Origin of the sequence: Branchiibius hedensis, from assembly GCF_900108585.1 — a bacterium.
In the GTDB taxonomy this organism is placed as follows: Bacteria; Actinomycetota; Actinomycetes; order Actinomycetales; family Dermatophilaceae; genus Branchiibius; species Branchiibius hedensis.
In genome coordinates this window covers 2,430,854-2,447,679 of record NZ_UESZ01000001.1, presented here as the reverse complement: position 1 = coordinate 2,447,679, position 16,826 = coordinate 2,430,854, and the positions used below count along the sequence as shown (strand labels likewise).

The following is a 16,826-nucleotide window of genomic DNA, read 5'->3' as shown; positions in this document are numbered from 1 at the left end:
AACACGTTCAGCAACCTCGGGTTCGTGGCGGCCGGGCTTGCTGCGGCCGTCTATATCGATCGCCACTGGTCCTCCACTTCGCACTTGCTGGCGCCGTTCCCAGCCCTGATCGCGCTGCTCGGGCCGGGCAGCATGGCCATGCACGCGACCCAGTCGAGTCTCGGCGGCCGGTTCGACTTGGGCTCGATGTACCTCGTGGCGGGCTTCGCCGCGGCGTACGGGATAGCGCGTATTTTTGGTCGCGGGCTGGGCACTCTGGCAACGCTCTTCGTCGTTCTGGTGGTTGCTGCCGAGATCTTCGGAGCCAGCGACATCCCCGCGCCCTTGGTGGACACGGCTGGGAATCTGGCGTTCGCGGTGCTGCTGCTGGTCGCCGTGCTGGTCGAGGTCGTGATCCAGCGGCGGCCGGAGCACCCTCAGTCGTGGCGGTGGGCGTTGGTGGCGCTTGGCGCGATGGTGGTGGCGTTCGTGATCTGGAGTCTGAGTCACTCTGGCGGGCCGTGGTGTGATCCGAACTCATGGCTGCAGGGGCACGCGGTGTGGCACCTGTTGTGCGCGCTGGCGGCGTACGCGCTGTTCCGGTTCTACGCGAGTGAGCGTGCCGTGGTTCGGGAGCTTCATGACTTGGAGTCATGAGGGCATCCACGGGTCAGCCGTGACGGTAGGAGCCTGATCAAGGTCGTCTGTCAGGCGGACACGGGTCGGAATGGCTACTTGATGAGTTGAGAAACGCGGCCCCGGGAAACGCCCATGATGTATGCGGTGTCGCTGACGGACAGACCGGCATCGCGCAAGCCCTTGGCGGCGGCTCGATTCTCCGCCGCGGCCTCGCGCTGCATCTGCTCGGCTCGAGCGGTGGCGCGACGTGCAGCGGCGGCGGATCGTCGCTCCTTGGCCAGACTGTCCACGATGACGTCAACGTGCGGTGGCCGCTCACCGGTGAGGGTTTCGACGTAGTCCGCAACCTGCTTCTCGGCGGAGTCAAGAGTGCGGGACTGGGTCACTCCAATGCCCTCGATGTGTAGCTCCCACCCATCGGCCCATCGTTTTGCTCGCGCAGTACAGACATTCACTTCATCCACCAACCCTCCGGGAGGCAGGTCAGCTTCTTCACAACATCGGTCATCACGCCCGGCGAGATGGTGCCGGGCCGCGTGAGTACCGCGCGGTGCTGCCGCCCGCATCCGCATGTCCACACTTCGTGGTCTCCCCTTCCTGCTCGCGATGTACATCCCAAGCGGCGAAGCAGCTTCGCGATTCGCCGGTACTCCTGTGGCTTCATGTATATCCCCCCTCGATACTACGTGTATACGGGGACTACACAGCAACTGATCAGCAGCCCGCCCCTGCCCTGCGCAGCAGTTTGCCGCGACCCACTGACAGGCGGCCGGCTCACGCCTTCTCGTACAACGCTGCGGGCCGTCCGCGCAGGTTCTGCGCCAATACCGGCTCACCGTCGGCGTCGAGAAGCGGTCGCAGCAGCGGGGTCATCCGTTTGGCGAAGTTGTCCTTGTGCAGCGGCTCGCCGACGACCGCCTCGTGCACCTTGCGCAGTTGGAAGAGGGTGAACGGCGAGTCACCGAGGAAGCCGTCCGGGTCGGGCTCGATGTAGGACCGCCCGCGGAACTCATAGCGCGACTGCAGGTCCACGACAGCCGCCGACACGATCGCGTTGTGGTCGAACCGCAGCTCACCAACCGAGGACGGCGGCTCCCACGCGCCCGTGGCGGGAGCGGCCAGTTCCCAGGGCAGTGACAACGAGTGCGCCAGCGACAGCGCCCAGGTCCGGTCATCCCGCCGCGGGTCGTCGAAGACCGAGAGCAGGCGAGGGCTGAACCCAAGGGGAAGGACCAGCCCCGCCTTCACCTTCAGTGCCTCATACAACGTCTCCGCGACCGTACGCCGCTCGCGGATGAATCTGCCTGGCAGCAAACGGTTTCCACCGTCTGAGGTCCGCACAAAAATCCGCAGCGACGGATCTGCCAGTGGCGAGGTCACCGTCAACAGCGCGACATCCACCGCGACCGCCGGACGGGGGAACGACTCCAGCGAAGGTGAGGAGGAGCGAGAAGCCATGGCTTGACTTTAGCGACTATCGGGTGCAATCTGTGATTAGAGAACAACGAGTGCTAAAGGGGATGGTCGCCATGATGGACACGGATACCAACTACGAGGGGATGGTCCGCGAGATCCTCACCGGCGCCTACGGCCCGGCCGTGATCGACGACGGGTTGAACCTCGTCCATCAGGGACTGTCGATCCGCGTCATGGTGCTCGACGGTCCGCCGCCGGCAGTCTCGTTGCTGGCGATGGTGGCGGAAGACGTGACGGATCGCGCCGCGGCGGCGATCGCCGTCGCTCTGCTGAATCGGAGCGAGGGCATGGCCCGCTGGGTCCTGTCCGACGACACGGTCTACCTGACCGCGTGGATGCCGCTCTGGCCGGTCGCATCGGGTCACCTGGAACTGCTCGTCCGCGACTTCGTCGGCACCTTCGAGGAAGCCGCGCCCGACCTCCTGCTGCGCACGGGCGCCCAGTCGGCCCCACGCACGAGCGGGGTCCGGCAGGACCTGCGGCACGCGCCGTACGTGCCATTGGGTCACGACGCGGGCGGTCTGCGTCGGCAGATCGCGGCCTGGCTGGACGAGCGGTTCGGCGGGACGCACGAGGTGGATGGCGATGGCGACTTCGACATTGAGTACGACGCGCAGCCGGTGTGGATCCGGGTGCGGGAGCACCACCCCGCGGTGGTGTTCTTCGCCAAGGTGGTCACCGGCGCACGTGACCGGCGCACTGCGGCGATCGAGGCGACGTTGGCGACCCAGCTGGGGCTGGTCAGTGCGTGGTACCCGATCGAGAACGACATCTGGCAGCGGTGCGAGATCCCGGTGCAGTTCTTCTTCGCCGAGCACCTGGATCACGCCCTGGCTGAGTTCCTCGCCAACTTCGGAGCCGTCCAGGACGACATGGTGCTGCTGACCGGTGGAGAGGTCGAAATCTGATGGGAGACAACGAATTTACTTGGGCGGACGCGCAGCGCGAGTTGGCGCTCGAGGTCGACGTGCCGATCGAGGACGAGGAGATCACCGGACCGCCGAACATGATCTTCGCGTTGCCCGATGGTCTGGAGATGCTGACCGAGCTGGTCGGGGACTACCTCTACACGCGGTACGACGGGTTGGTGACCCGCGACGACGACGGCGACTTCGCGATCGAGCACCGGGGGCAACCGGTGTGGGTGCGGGTCGGGGCCGAACCGTTGCGCGTGGAACTGTTCACCCGGCTGGTCGGCGACATTGTTGATCCGCAGGTGGCGGCGATGCGGGTGGCGATCGACAACCGTGGGTTCGCGGCGAACAAGTTCGCGCTGATCGGCGACGGGGTGTGGCAGTGCGCGACGTTCCCGGCGCGGGTGTTCGCGATGGAGGTCTTCGGGGAGTTCCTGGACAGCTTCACCGAAGCGTTTGATATCGAGTCGGCGCAGTTGGTGCGCCACGGTGTGGGAAGGATGGGTGCGTGATGATGAAACTGACTACAGCACAACAGGATCGGGCGTGTGGCGCGATTCTGGGTACGGCGACCGGTGACGCCCTGGGGGCCGGGTACGAGTTCGACGGGGTGCGTCCCGGTCCGGACGGACCGCAGATGATCGGTGGCGGGCTGGGCGGATTCGATCCGGGGGAGTGGACCGACGACACCTCGATGATGTACGCCGTGCTCGCACCGTTGGCGTTCTCACCGTCCTGCGAGGGGATCGATCTGGATCGGGTAGCGGCGGGGTTCAAGCAGTGGTACGCCGGTGGGCCGGCTGACGTCGGCGTGCAGACCTCACGGGTGCTCAGCGCCGCAGATCCGACTGCGGCGTCGATGAGTTCGGCGGCGGCGTCGTTGCACGAGCGCACCGGTCGCACCGCTGGCAACGGTTCGCTGATGCGGACGGCGCCGGTGGCGTTGGGGTACCTCGACGATCCCGATGAACTCGTGGGAGCGGCGCTCGCGGTCAGTGGGCTGACGCACCACGATCCGTTGGCGGGGCAGGCGTGCGTGTTGTGGTCGTTGGCCATCCGGCACGCAATCCTGCACGGCGAGTTCGACATTCGCGGTGGGCTGGCCTTTCTGCCGGCGTCCTCTCGGGACTACTGGACGGGGTTGATCGACGAAGCGGAGACCAAGCCGCCGTCGACGTTCCGGGCGAACGGTTCGGCGATGGGCGCGTTCCAAGCGGCGTGGGCTGCGATCTCCCAGACACCGGTCCCGACGGATGGTCCCGCGTGCCAGTACTTGACCGACGCGTTGGCGACGGCGATCGGCATCGGGCATGACACCGACACGGTCGCGGCGATCGCGGGTGGGTTGCTCGGTGCGCGCTGGGGTGCCTCGGCGGTGCCGGCAAAGTATCGCCGGCCGCTGCACGGCTACCCGGGCATCACGGGGGAGCGGCTCGTGGAGTTGGCGCACCTGGCGTCCAACGGTGGCAGGGCCGGTCACCTTGGGTGGCCGCTGAAAGAACGGCTGGACTACTCCTCGTGGGAGCGGACGGATGTGCTGGTGCGGCACCCGGCGGACGATGGCGTCTGGCTCGGCGGAGTCGGTGCGCTGGAGAACCTGCCGCCGTCGGTGGACGCACTGGTCAGCCTATGTTTGGTGGGGCGGTCGCAGGTGCCGGAAGGGTTGGAGCACATCGCGTTTCGGCTGATCGACTCAGCGGACCCCGCAGCGAACCCGAATCTGGAGTTCGTGATCAATGACGCCGCTGCAATGGTGGCTGCCCTGCGGGATGAAGGCAAGACTGTCTTCTTGCACTGCGTCCGTGCCGAGTCGCGCACACCCACGGTTGCTGCTGCCTACGCGGGCCTGCGGGGCATCGATCCGCGAGATGCCCTGGCCGAGATCCAGCGAGTGCTACCCAACGCGTCGCCGAATACGCGATTCAGGTCAGTGCTGTTTGTCTGACTACCGCTGCGTTGTGTCGCAAACTCCCAACTCGCGGAGGGCATCGCGCAATGGCTCCCATGTGGTGTCGGCACCCAGGTTGCGGGCAAGCTCCCGAGCCCGAGCTGCGCGCTCCTGATCTGCCGGGTCTAAGAGGTCGGCGAACCGCTCATCAAGTAGCCACGACGAATCATTCGAGGCGTGGAAGGCGATCCGGTCCAGAAGTAGCTCTAGCTTGCGGTAGTTCAGTTTGTCATTGGCATCGACTCTCAACGGGCACCACGCGAGTTCGCCGTCCCACAGGGCGGTGCGCTCCTTCTGCAGGTCAGTGTCGAGCACCGTACCGACGACCGTCGGCTTATCGCCTTCAACGAAGACCTTGCGATACTCGCTGACTTCGTGAAGCATCCGCAGGACGTTGTCGTCGGTCATGGACGTCCCGACGATAAGCAGGTGTCGAGTCAATAGCAGCGACTCGAATAGTGCGGTCGAGGGTCGGTTCTTAGCGTCGTAGGTGACCATGTGCCGACGGGTCAACACAATCGAATCGGGATGCTTGATGTCGCCGTGAAGTTTCAGCAGCCAGGGTCTATCGGCCTGTACCGGCGACCACGGGAGAACTTGCGGCGGCCGGCCCGCCGCGCCGGCGGCCGTTTCGTAGAGAAGGTCGTAGTTGGTAGTCACCACCTCGCGGCAGGCGAGGCTTGCCAGGAGAGCGTGCAGCAGTGACGGTGTGGTCGCTGTGCCGATTTGCTTGCAAACAAGGTCTTGGAAGTGCTCGGGGTCGTCCTTCTGGATCAAGTCTGCGCGATCGGTCGGTGACAGCAGGGTGTCCTTCTCAGTCTTTCCATCGAGCGAATGCAACAGTTCATCCCAGCTCGGTAGTCCCGCTGCGGCGCTCACTCCGGCACCGAGCAGCAGTGCCAGTTCGCCGGTGCGCGCGCGGGAGCCGAGGCCAACTGCAAACCCCTCGAGGTTGGATGGCAGGGGAACATCGTCCATTCGGCGAGCCCATTGGACCGCGCTGTAGACGGAGAGTTCCTTTGCGACTAGGACGATGTCGATGGCGTAGGTCACCACGTGCTTTCGAAGTGCGCTTACTAGTGCCTTGATGACATGCCCTCGGTAGTCGCCGTGCCCACCTCCGTCGATACCGATTACCGGGAGAACGACGATGGGATGTTGGCGATCGAGCCCGGCGGTCACGTGATCGCGGACCCACTCAAGACAGCGCTCTAGTCGGGAAAGAATGTTTTCGATCGACGAGGGGGACGCCCCACCAACACTGACTGCCAAAACCGGTGGTCCAGCCTCAACGATCACGCCCCACTTTTTCGTGGACCAGTCGGTGGGCTCAGCCTTGGACTTTCCGGTGACGTCATCCCACTGCGGCCGGATGCTGAACGCATTGTCGGTGGGGATGATCGCAGCGTCGTAGTAGACCGCCTCAAGTCGTCCATGCACCACAAAGAGGTGTGCGCTTTCAGGGTCGAGAGTGTGGTCCGTGGTGCTCATGGCGTCAGCTTGCCTCAAGCGCAGGCAACTGGCCATCACGTGCTGCGAACTTTGGTCGGCGATGCTGTTGCATCGCGACCGCTTGACCGTCGTCGGCCGAAACGCTTCGGTTGGCTTCGTGAACGATTCCGATTTGAGTGCGTGGGCAACAGTGGCCGCAGCCTGCTTCGCCGTAGTTGCGTTGTTCTTTACTGCGCGGCAAATCAGGCATCAGGCGGAGCAGACCAAGTATCAAGCGCAGCAAACCCAACATCAGGTTCGCGACCAACTCCTGCACGCCGGTGCCTTCTACATCGAACGGTACTGGGCGATCGACGACGACCTACTTTTCACCAACGAGGGCGATGATGACCACGCGCGGCATGAATTCCGCTACCTCCGGCTCTGTGAGGATGAGTTAGAAGCTGCGCGGCATGAGTGGCTCGACCGGTCGCAGTGGAAGGTCTGGCATGACGAGGTTTTCGGAACGGAGGAGTTTGCTGCCCTTACATCGAAGCGTCTAGTCAGTTGCCGATCGACTCCCGGTGAGAACGACTTCCAGCTTCTCCGACTGTGCACGACCCAGACCCGGGACCGCGGGGCTCATACATGGGAGTCTTGTCAGGCGGCAAGCACTAGGCCAGAGAGTTCAGCCTCAATGTCGGCACGCGGGTCCGATGGCGTCAACCGTCCTCTGTCCGGCGAGGTTTGACAGAAGCGATGTCAAGAGTGTCGAGACTGCGGGCCGCAACAGTCACGCCGAACGCTCGGTGCGTGAGCGAGTTGTGATCAGAGATCGAAGAGACTCACGCGTCTCCTCATCCGGAGAGTAGATCGCCACGCCCTGCATCCCGCGCGTGAGTAGAACCTTGTAGACGTTGCGCACCAATCGGTCGAAATCTTGGTCGCTGACCTTCTTGGTGTTCTTGAAGTCGGGGTCACGGTTCTTGCTGCGGTCGGTCACCCATCGGCCGCCACGTATGACCATGTCCGGACCGATGATCACTCCGGCGTAGTCGTACTCGAAACCCTGCGCTGTGTAGACACATCCGACTTGACCGAAGCCTGCGTCGTCCGACGCCCAAAGAGCCGCTGGGGGCGCTCCACCGATTGCCCTGTCGCCCTTGAGGTTCCACGGGTGTGACCAGTCGCCGATCACGACATCGTTAACCAGTGAGCCGTCAGGTCGAGGATCGCTCCACGGCCAGCAGTAGCCCGCGGACAGGCGTGCCCCGAAACCTGCGTCCCGATGTGCCTGCATCACCTGTTCAAGCTCGTTCGGCGAATCGACAACCTCAACGTCGAAGCGCTCGTCACCCTCCCAGGCGATGGGTCCACCGGGTGTGAGCTCAAGCAGTCGTTGCACCCAGTCGACGTAGGCCGCGGAGCCGCCGCAACGGAACTGGTCCTCCAGCGAGATGCGCTGGACCTGAATGCCCCGCTCGGCCGCATACTTCTCGATGTCCTCGACGGTGCCCTGCTCGCCAGGCCGCACGACCTGATGCTCGTCGAGCAGAAAGACCGGGACCCTTGCGGCAGAGAACAACTCGTCCAATTGCGGGCGTCCAGTACGGAACTGTGCTTTGGTCCATCGATTGGCTGAGGTCTCCCGGACTCGGTGTGCCTCGTCGAGGATCAGGACGTCGAGGTCATTCGGTTCGGCCGCCATGAACGAGTTGAAGTACTGGAACATCTTCTTCACCGATGTGGACCGTGCTCCAGCAACCTTGCGGAGAGTCTGCGTGAACGACCGAGAGCCCGTGGCGTGCAGGACAGTTCGTCCCTGCCGCGACAACTCACCGAGAAGCGACAGCGCGATGACACTCTTACCGCTCCCTGGTCCGCCGGTGACGATTACCGCGGTCTTCGAGTTCTCTCGACGGGCACGTTCAACCGCGTGCAGAACGAAGTTGTACGCGTCGCGCTGTTCATCCAGCAGCGTGAACATCTCCCGCCGCTGCACCTCTTCGGCTGCGACAGTGAGGAGTTGGCGGGAAGGTGCGATCCGGCTATGCAGAAGCTCATCGGCGTACGTCGCTCCGGACTCCGCGTCGAACCGTGACTTCAGGTATTCGACGAACGCACCTCGGTCCTGACCGGTGAACAACCGACCGCGGTCGTCACCCGGCAACTGCAGAAGGTCGCTCACTTCCGAGTTAGTGGCGTTGTGCAAGTAGGCGACACCGGCGACAGCGTCGGCCTGGTCGGCCAGCACCGTGGTGAAGTCGACCAGGTACTCGCGATAGTCGCGCACCTGCAACACCGGATGGGTCACCGGGCGGTGACCGTACGCCTCGATGAGCACCAGGTTCGGGTCGCCCTCGAAGGAGACCGCGCGGCTCCACTGCTTCAGTTCGACGATGACGTACGACGGGCCGCCAGTTCGCGGGTGCCGACCGACGAGAACGACGTCAGCCCGCTTGCTGGTCAACGGGAGTTGGTACTCGATCAGCATCTCGACGCTGCCAAGACCAGCGGAGATCAGGTCGGCTCTCAACGCAGGGATACTGCGACTCCACGAATGACGTTCCCCGGGCGCAGGGGAGCGACCGGTGGTGATCGTCATCTGCTCCGCCAGATGCTTCACCAGCATTTCCTCGTGGCCGGACAGAGCCTCGGCGGTAGTGCGGTACAACGTCACAGGTCAGGTCCCCAGGCAGCACGAAAGAACTCGTGCGGGTGGGGGCGTGTCCTGGGAAGGAAGCCCGTCGGGCCGCGATTACGTTCGGAACTCTACTCACCGGATACGACGGGGACGGGCATACTCGCTGCGTGTCTGACCTTCAGGAAATCCGCGACGCCGTGCGGCAGTTCATCGCCGAACGTGACTGGCAGCAGTTCCAAGACCCCAAGTCGTTACTGCTTGCACTGGTCGGTGAAGTGGGGGAGTTGGCCGAACTCGTGCAGTGGTTACCCGCTGAGGAAGCGCGGTCTCGAATCGCCAAGGAACCACTGCACACCCGGGTCGCTGAGGAGATGGCTGACGTGCTGATCTATCTGGTCGGGATGGCAGATCAGTGCAACATTGACTTGCATGAGGCGGCGCTCGCGAAGGTCGAACGGAACAGTCGGAAATATCCCGTTTCCGAATTCCTTGGTGAGGCTCCGCATCGAGGGTGATCGATCGAGACTTAGGGCAGCAGGGTGGTCGCCGAGCGAGCCACTAGCGCTGTCATTGACTCGTCGGACTGACGTTGTGACGCCAGATTGAACGGAGTCGCACCGGGGATGAGCACCGTGGAATCGGCGTTCAGGACGATTCTTTGCTCAAATCGCTCTCCCAGCCCCGCCCCGAGCGTCCAACCGGCTATGCCGTTTCCGCGAGCGAACCAGTGCTCGCGACTGCCGAGCTGGATCAGCAGGAATTGTGCGATCCAGCGGATGGACAATGACCGCGGGGTGCTCGGGGGCAGCGAAGATCCCTGTGGCGCAACGAGTTTGATTCGCTCTTCAGTGGTCCGGATGCGTTCGCGGGGGTCTTCCGCTCCGAGCACGCTGAGCGCCAAGACGTGTTGCAGTACCGGATTCGAATGGTCGCGAAAGTAGCCGTCAAACGGGTCGAAGTGACCCAACTCGGTCGTTACCCCAGGACTATCGCTCAGAATGGTGACCGCGTTCGGGGTGGTGTGAGGTCCCGCGCCGACCGTTAACTCAAGCGGATGACGGCGGACCAACTGCGCAGCGACGCTCCACGCGAGCGCTTCAACGACGTGCGGTGGTGACGGATGAAGGTGCCAGGCGAAGTCTGCGTCCCCCTTCAGAATCCCTTTGGGCCAGAGGGGATGGCCGTAGTGGTAAAGCAGGTCGTTTCTGTGCGCGACTGCTTCCGAGGCGAATTCGGGTGTGGTCACTAGCCAAGCGACCTCGGAGCTGATTCCGTTGCCGCCGCCCTTGTCTTCCCAGTAGTCCCAGCGGGCCTCGAGGTTCTCCACGGGCTTCCGCGGTTCCCAACCCGCGACCACTCGAACCACTCCCCCGAGGATCTTGGATCAGTGCGTAGTCCACCGACCATCGATCGCTGCCGGGTACCGCGAGTTCAACGATCAAAAGCTTATGGGTAAGAGTTGGGTCGAGATCGTCTACAAATGCGTTCTGCCATCGAGGTGTTCCAACCGACATGAGATCAGCCTTTCATCGTGTGGGGATCGGGGCCGTCGTGAAGTTGCGGCTAGTCGAGCGAAGGATCCGAATCATCCTGCGAGGTAACGGGACCCGACAGAATGCGCTCTCGCTCTGCAGCAACGACTTGCTGTGCGAGTTCGGCGTCCGAAATGTCAAATGCCTCGGGTGCAACGTTCGCCGACTCGCTGACCCGTGCAAATTCATCGAAGAGCCTCGCCTTGTGAGCGAGGATTTCGGTCACCCGTCGATCGACTCCTTCTTCTGAGAGCAACCGGTGCACCTGAACCGTTTCGAGTTGACCCATCCGCCGTGCCCGAGCGATGGCCTGCCACTCGATGGTCGGCTTCAGTTGCGGCTCGCAGATCGCGACGACTGAGGCGGCCTGGATGTTGAGGCCGACCCCTCCTGCGACGATCTGTGCGAGCAGCACTGCTCCGTGCTCGGCCGATGAGAAGGTATCTACCATCTGCTGGCGTGCGTCAGCCGGAACGGATCCTGTCAGCGGGCCGATGACGGTCCCGTCGAGGTGTTCAGCGATGGTGGTCAGCACGGTACGGAAGTAGGAGAACACGACGACCTTGCGACCGTTGCTCTCCGCCTCGGCGACGATCACTTGTAGGCGACGGAGTTTCTCCGAGTTCGTGGGGTCGTCGAACGCAGCTTGTCGCATCGCCATGAAGTTGCCGTCGATGACCGACCGCTCATAGGCGCGGGCATCACTGGTGGATAAGGGCAGCCACTCGTCAACCTCGACGCTGGAGGGTAACTCGTCAAGGACGTCTTCAACGTTGCGCCGCAGATATGCGGGCGCCACTTGCCGTCGGAAACGTTGCGGCGTGAACTCATTGGTGTGCACCAGGAGATCGGGTCGAACGTAGCCGACAAGCGTTCTGAACTCGTCGATCCGGTTCTCCATCGGGGTGCCCGTCAGTAGCACCGCATAGTCGGCTTCATGGATGCGCTGCGTCGTCCTCGCGCTTCGTCGGGCCGACGGGTTCTTGATGTAGTGAGCCTCATCGACGATCACTGCGGTGACCTCCGGCCAGGACTCGGACTGGTTAAGCCAGCCGAGAGATTCGAAGGTTGTCACGGCGACCCCTCCGCGTCGAACCCACGCGTGCAGCGCCGCAGCGCGGTGCTGACCATGCAGCCGGTGTGCGGTCAGCGTCGACTTGGACGACAACTCCCGCATCCAGTTCGTGACGACAGCAGCCGGGCAGATCACCATGGAGTGATGTCCTCCGATAGATCGGGCATGAGCTAACACCGCGATGGCCTCGAAAGTCTTTCCGAGGCCCATCTCGTCACCGATAATCACCTTGCGCTGCGCCAAGGCGAATCGTGCTCCAAAGTCCTGATAGCCACGCAGGGAGCCGAGCAGAAACGTCTTGTCGAGTTGCTGCCGACGCACCGCTTCAATGATCTCGTCCGGGAGGTCGCCGTGCACTCGCTTGGGGTCCTCGGTGACGAAGCCTAATTCGTCGAGCATCGCGAAATAGTCCGCAGGTCGGCGAAGGAAGTCGTTCCAGGGATCCTCCTCGGTCGCCGAGAAGTCGAGCGGCGCAACCTGATCGGCAGCCGCACAGAGACTCTCGATCTTGGTGAGCAGCTCGTCGACGGTCTGCTCTGGATACGCGCCAACCACAACCTGTGCGACGTTGGGTCGCATCGGCCGGCTGAGGTGGTTGAGTCCCCCGACCATCTGTAACAGGGTCGGGGAGTTGAGAGTTCGTCGTAGCTTGTCCCAGCGGTGCAGGCAGGCAAGCAGATTCGCAGCTTCTGGGCGTCGTTCGTTGATGTCGAGGAGGACGGGTGTCTCGTCGTACGTCGTCCTCCACACGGTGCGTGCGGCTGCTTTGATGCGAGTGGCAGAGACGTCACCGATACCGGGAAGGACAGCCAACGGACCCCGGTACTCCAGCACCTTCAGCACAGTGTCAAAGCCGGCCTGCTCCAGACCGCCAAGCCGAAGTCGCTCCTGCGTGGTGTCGCGGAGCCGGTTGATCAATATTTCGCCAACCAGCTTTCGCGTCTCGGCAACGCGGACGAGATCCCCCGCAGCGATCGATTCCTTGCGAAGGGAGCTGGCCTGGGCAGCAAGCGGCCCGAGAACAGCGAGCGCTTTGTGAAGGCGCCTAAAGACACTCGCCTGAACGATCTGTATCTCCACGGCGGAAGGGGCCCACCATTCGTCCCAACGGATCGCGGGATTCAACAGGTCACCGGGTGCGATGCTGATCGGCTGGGTGTGGCGATCGACTGTGGCGAGTCGCTCGGTCAGGTTGTTGGCCGATGCCCAGGCTGCCCATTCATCGAGGTGGCGTGCCGCTCGCTCGGCAGCGGCGACGGCCTTTTTCCCGGCAAAGAGCTTCCGAATGCCTGATGCTCGCGACTCGGCCTGCAGCGATTGCTCGACCTCAGACGTGAGGCTGGCGAGAATCGTCGTGTTCCCGCCCAGCGCTTGTTTCGCCGCCCTGTCGGTCGCAACGGCGCCCAACGCGGGAGGAGTCTCGGGCTCGATGGGGAGCACTGCCCACGCGGGCTGCGCATCCCGGACGACGCTCATCGTCGCGCCGGCGAGGTCACCGACGGCGTAGGTGGCCTTCGTGTGGATGTCGTGTGCGCGGTTCTGGAGCGTCTGGGCGATCCTGACCCAAGTGCGGAGAGCTGCTCGCTGCTCCCGGCGCCCGCTAGCCATCTCGGCCATAATCACCCCCGATTTGCCTGTGCCGGAACCTTAGTTGAGGTACTCAGCGTTCTTGCAGCCTGGGTTCAGCGGACGAGTGTCTGACTCGTGGATTAGGTTTGGGCGAGGCGGAGGTGGCGTTGACGAAAGGTTGCGACGATGCAGCTGGAGCAGTTGAAGCAGGGGTTGCGTGTCGACGGACTGATTCCTGGCGTCACGATCGAAGTCATCGCGACGCAGTGGCACGGCAGCGACACCGTGACGCTTACCTACAAGACGTCGGCTGGTGCCCTGGGGCAACAGAACGTTCTCCGCAAGGACCAGTCGAGGCTGACCATTGCAACCACCGGCAGCCGACCCTTCGACGCAAACGCAAGCGACTTCAAGTTGGTTGCCGAGGCGCAACGGATCAAGCTGGCCGGATTGTTCGATCCGATGCTGGCGGTCGCGACCAGCGATGTTCGACCGCTGCCGCACCAGATCAGGGCTGTGTACGGCGAACTCCTGCCGCGAACCCCCCTGCGGTTCCTGTTGGCTGATGACCCAGGTGCAGGCAAGACGATCATGGCGGGCCTCTACATCAAGGAACTGTTGCTGCGTGACGACGTCAAGCGTTGCCTGGTCGTCGCGCCCGGAGGCTTGGTGGAGCAGTGGCAGGACGAGCTCTTCTTCAAGTTCGGACTTCGCTTCGATCTACTCACGACGCAGTTGATTGATGCGAACATCAACGTCAACGTCTTCGACACCAACCCGCTGCTCATCGCCCGTATGGACCAGTTGTCTCGGAACGATGATCTACAGGCGTTGCTCGAGGAGTCCGAGTGGGATCTGATCATTGTCGACGAGGCGCACCGGATGGGTGCGCACTACTTCGGCGGCAAACTGGAGAAGACGAAACGATTCCTGCTCGGGGAGTTGCTGGGTCAGATCACCCGCCACCTGCTCTTGATGACGGCAACCCCTCACTCGGGCAAGGAGGAGGACTTCCAGCTCTTCTTGACGTTGCTGGACCGCGACCGATTTGAAGGCAAACACGACAAGGCGGTAGACGTCACCGGAGTGATGCGTCGCATGGTCAAGGAGGACCTGCTGACCTTTGACGGCAAGCGGCTCTTCCCTGAACGAATTGCCGAGACGGTGCCCTACGAGTTGACCGCGCTGGAGCAGGAGCTCTATGAAGACGTAACTCACTACGTGCGCGAGGGGATGAACCGCGCGGACAAAGTGGGTGGCAAGCGCAAGAACACCGTCGGCTTCGCACTCACGGTGCTCCAACGACGCCTCGCGTCCTCGCCGGAAGCCATCTATAAGAGCCTGATGCGACGTTCCGAGCGCCTCGAGCGCAAGAAGCAGGAGATCCTCAACGGCACATACCAGGAGTCTGAGCCGGCAGTCGACCTGTCCGATATCGATGCCGACGACTACAACGCTGAGGAGTTCGAGGCGCTGGAGGAGGAGTTGATCGACTCAGCGACTGCGGCGCAGACCGTCGAGGAGCTCAACGCTGAACTCGTGGAGTTGGCAGGCCTGATCGACACGGCACGGCGGGTGCGCGAGTCGGGCACGGACCGCAAATGGTCCGAGTTGTCCAGGCTGCTGCAGGACCATGCGCTCACTACCGACAGCAACGGGTGGCCCCGCAAATTCATCATCTTCACCGAGCATCGCGACACGCTGGACTACCTGCAGTTCAAGATCAGCTCGTTGCTCGGTCGGCCGGGAGCGGTCAAAGCAATTCATGGTGGTGTCGGCCGTGGTGAGCGTCGTGTCATCACTGAGGAGTTCACCAAGAACCGAGACGTCCAGATCCTCATTGCGACCGATGCGGCTGGAGAGGGCCTGAACCTCCAGGCTGCTCATCTGATGGTGAACTACGACCTGCCGTGGAACCCCAACCGGATCGAGCAGCGGTTCGGGCGAATTCACCGCATCGGCCAAGAAGAGGTCTGTCGCCTGTGGAATCTGGTCGCTGCGAACACCCGCGAAGGTGAGGTGTTCACCCGTCTGTTGGAAAAGCTCGAGCAAATGCGCCTGGCGTACGGCGGCAAGGTGTTCGACGTCCTGGGTGAGGCATTCACCGAGACCCCGCTGCGATCCCTCTTACTCGAAGCCATTCAGTACGGCGACCTTCCGGACACGCGCGCGAAGATGCACCAGGTCATTGATGCTTCGGTTGGTGACGGGCTGAAGGAACTGCTCAACGAGCGTGCCCTCGCCTCGGAGAATCTCGCTGAAGCCGACCTGCACGTCTTGCGGGCGGCGATGGATGAGGCGCGGGCGCGACGTCTGCAGCCGCACTACATCGAGTTGGCGTTCAAGGCTGCCTTCGCGCGCTTGGGCGGCCACATGGCCAGGCGCGAGCAGGGCCGGTACGAGATCACCAACGTGCCACAGCAGATCCGAGCCGCGGCCAAGGGCCCCGTTGCCACGAAGTACGACCGCGTGACCTTCGAATTGGACAAGGTGCAGCCTTCTGACTTGACTCGGGCCGACCTGCTTGCGCCAGGTCATCCGCTACACGACGCCGTCATGGACGAAGCGGTCCTCCGGTTCGGTGGATCCCTCAACCGCGGCACGGTGCTGATCTCCTCGACTCTGGACGAGCCGCATCTGCTGGTTGGTGTCGTCGAGGAGGTCGCGGACGCGACCGGTGCTTCCGTCGCGCGCAGGTTCGGGTACGCCTTCGTTGATTCCTCCGGCACTGTTACGCCGGCCGGTCCAGCGCCGTACTTGGATTGCGTTGCCGCGCCCGAAGGGTCGATCGTCGACGCGGCGCGGTCATCGCCCTGGTTGGCTGAGGCCGAAGACCGAGCAACGAGTTGGATCACTGCCCACCAATTACCGGACTACCTCGCCGAGGTTCAGCCACGTCGTCTGGCGGAATTAACCAAGTCCCGCGAACTCGTGACCCTCCGGTTGGAGAAGGAGCGCGATCGCCTCATCTACGAGGCGGCGATCGCAGGGGAGAAGGAGCAAGCTGGGGAGAAGCCGAAGGAGTCCTCAGAAAGCCTGAACCGCAAGGCAGTTGAGCTCGACTTTCGCTTGCGGCAGCGACTGGGCATCCTCGATCAACAGGAGAGCATGTCGACGAAGCCGCCGCGCATCGTGACAGCTGCTCTGGTGCTTCCGATCGGCATGCTGGAGCACGACGTGCCCGCCAGCGCCCCGATCCACGCCAAGGAAACCAAGGAAGTTGAGCGCCGCGGGGTTGACCTGGTCATGGCTCGTGAGCGGGAGCTTGGACGGCACCCCGTCGAGCAGGCATTCAACAATCCAGGATTCGACATTCTCTCCACCGATAGCCACGGCGACACCTACCGGCTCGAGGTGAAAGCGCGGATCGACGGTGCCACCGACTTCTTCGTCACTCACAACGAGGTCATGGTCGGTAAGAACGCTGTGCCGCGTTATCGCCTCGCGCTCGTCAGGGTGGACCCGCGGGGCGCTGGATACGACGACGTGCGGTACCTCGACGATCCGTTCGCGAGCACCGAGCTGGGTGACTTCGACGCGACCGGGATTCGTGGCGACTGGGCGAAGCAGTGGGCAAAGGGCGCTGCACCGTACTAGGGGATGCTGTGGACGATGAGGG

General features: G+C 63.2%; 12 protein-coding genes and 1 pseudogene. 7 read left to right on the top strand and 6 right to left on the bottom strand.

All coding sequences use genetic code 11. The annotated features are described in order from the left end of the window. Positions 1-9: 9 nt before the first annotated feature. Positions 10-636: pseudogene (locus DR843_RS11800) on the top strand (ceramidase domain-containing protein); the annotation flags it as partial. A 74-nt stretch (positions 637-710) separates the two neighbouring features. Here the strand turns inward: DR843_RS11800 and DR843_RS11795 are convergent. Both DR843_RS11795 and DR843_RS11785 read right to left on the bottom strand, forming a co-directional pair. Beyond that, positions 711-1,004 (bottom strand): antitoxin HicB, encoded by a 294-nt coding sequence (locus tag DR843_RS11795; protein WP_211310231.1) that lies wholly within the window; start codon positions 1,002-1,004, stop codon positions 711-713. A gap of 388 nt (positions 1,005-1,392) precedes the next feature. Next, the gene (locus DR843_RS11785; RefSeq protein ID WP_109686059.1) at positions 1,393-2,076 is read right to left on the bottom strand and encodes an NrtR DNA-binding winged helix domain-containing protein; all 684 of its coding nucleotides are present in this window, start codon (positions 2,074-2,076) and stop codon (positions 1,393-1,395) included. A 71-nt stretch (positions 2,077-2,147) separates the two neighbouring features. Here DR843_RS11785 and DR843_RS11780 point away from each other — a divergent pair, with 71 nt between their 5' ends. The 3 genes from DR843_RS11780 to DR843_RS11770 are packed head-to-tail and all read left to right on the top strand — an operon-like array spanning position 2,148 to position 4,953. Further along, positions 2,148-3,002, top strand: coding sequence for a T3SS (YopN, CesT) and YbjN peptide-binding chaperone 1 (locus tag DR843_RS11780; protein WP_146202564.1), 855 nt, complete (start codon positions 2,148-2,150; stop codon positions 3,000-3,002). Next, positions 3,002-3,520 carry a T3SS (YopN, CesT) and YbjN peptide-binding chaperone 1 gene (locus DR843_RS11775; RefSeq protein WP_109686056.1) on the top strand — a complete coding sequence of 173 codons (519 nt, stop codon included), beginning with the start codon at positions 3,002-3,004 and terminating at the stop codon, positions 3,518-3,520. The genes DR843_RS11780 and DR843_RS11775 overlap by 1 nt, the downstream gene beginning before the upstream one ends. 2 nt (positions 3,521-3,522) lie before the next feature. Continuing rightward, a complete protein-coding gene (locus tag DR843_RS11770; protein WP_109688886.1) occupies positions 3,523-4,953 on the top strand; it encodes an ADP-ribosylglycohydrolase family protein in 1,431 nt (476 codons plus the stop codon). Here DR843_RS11770 and DR843_RS11765 read toward each other — a convergent pair whose 3' ends face one another. Beyond that, positions 4,954-6,447, bottom strand: coding sequence for an SIR2 family NAD-dependent protein deacylase (locus DR843_RS11765; RefSeq protein ID WP_170119847.1), 1,494 nt, complete (start codon positions 6,445-6,447; stop codon positions 4,954-4,956). Between DR843_RS11765 and DR843_RS11760 the strand changes: the two genes are divergently transcribed. Next, on the top strand, positions 6,437-7,138 hold the full coding sequence (locus DR843_RS11760; RefSeq protein WP_170119846.1) for a hypothetical protein: 702 nt from the start codon (positions 6,437-6,439) through the stop codon (positions 7,136-7,138). The two genes, DR843_RS11765 and DR843_RS11760, sit on opposite strands and share 11 nt — an antisense overlap. Before the next feature lie 42 nt (positions 7,139-7,180). Here DR843_RS11760 and DR843_RS11755 read toward each other — a convergent pair whose 3' ends face one another. Continuing rightward, entirely contained in the window at positions 7,181-9,067 is a 1,887-nt protein-coding gene (locus DR843_RS11755; protein WP_245934107.1) for a DUF2075 domain-containing protein, read from the bottom strand. A 131-nt stretch (positions 9,068-9,198) separates the two neighbouring features. On the opposite strand from DR843_RS11755, the gene DR843_RS11750 reads away from it, so the two are divergent. After that, positions 9,199-9,546: a MazG-like family protein gene (locus DR843_RS11750; RefSeq protein ID WP_109686049.1), complete on the top strand. Its 348-nt coding sequence runs from the start codon at positions 9,199-9,201 to the stop codon at positions 9,544-9,546. A gap of 11 nt (positions 9,547-9,557) precedes the next feature. Here DR843_RS11750 and DR843_RS11745 read toward each other — a convergent pair whose 3' ends face one another. Both DR843_RS11745 and DR843_RS11740 read right to left on the bottom strand, forming a co-directional pair. Next, positions 9,558-10,358 (bottom strand): TY-Chap2 family putative peptide chaperone, encoded by an 801-nt coding sequence (locus tag DR843_RS11745; RefSeq protein WP_109686047.1) that lies wholly within the window; start codon positions 10,356-10,358, stop codon positions 9,558-9,560. 236 nt (positions 10,359-10,594) lie between these two features. Then, the gene (locus DR843_RS11740) at positions 10,595-13,114 is read right to left on the bottom strand and encodes a DEAD/DEAH box helicase (protein WP_211310230.1); all 2,520 of its coding nucleotides are present in this window, start codon (positions 13,112-13,114) and stop codon (positions 10,595-10,597) included. A 279-nt stretch (positions 13,115-13,393) separates the two neighbouring features. On the opposite strand from DR843_RS11740, the gene DR843_RS11735 reads away from it, so the two are divergent. Continuing rightward, positions 13,394-16,804, top strand: coding sequence for a helicase-related protein (locus DR843_RS11735; protein ID WP_109686045.1), 3,411 nt, complete (start codon positions 13,394-13,396; stop codon positions 16,802-16,804). Positions 16,805-16,826: the final 22 nt, after the last annotated feature.

Bases quoted from the DNA above. Each gene is read 5' to 3' on its own strand.
- DR843_RS11770 (WP_109688886.1), top strand. From the start codon at position 3,523: ATGAAACTGACTACAGCACAACAGGATCGGGCGTGTGGCGCGATTCTG.
- DR843_RS11775 (WP_109686056.1), top strand. From the start codon at position 3,002: ATGGGAGACAACGAATTTACTTGGGCGGACGCGCAGCGCGAGTTGGCG.
- DR843_RS11785 (WP_109686059.1), bottom strand. From the start codon at position 2,076: ATGGCTTCTCGCTCCTCCTCACCTTCGCTGGAGTCGTTCCCCCGTCCG.
- DR843_RS11780 (WP_146202564.1), top strand. From the start codon at position 2,148: ATGATGGACACGGATACCAACTACGAGGGGATGGTCCGCGAGATCCTC.
- DR843_RS11740 (WP_211310230.1), bottom strand. From the start codon at position 13,114: ATGAGCGTCGTCCGGGATGCGCAGCCCGCGTGGGCAGTGCTCCCCATC.
- DR843_RS11765 (WP_170119847.1), bottom strand. From the start codon at position 6,447: ATGAGCACCACGGACCACACTCTCGACCCTGAAAGCGCACACCTCTTT.
- DR843_RS11735 (WP_109686045.1), top strand. From the start codon at position 13,394: ATGCAGCTGGAGCAGTTGAAGCAGGGGTTGCGTGTCGACGGACTGATT.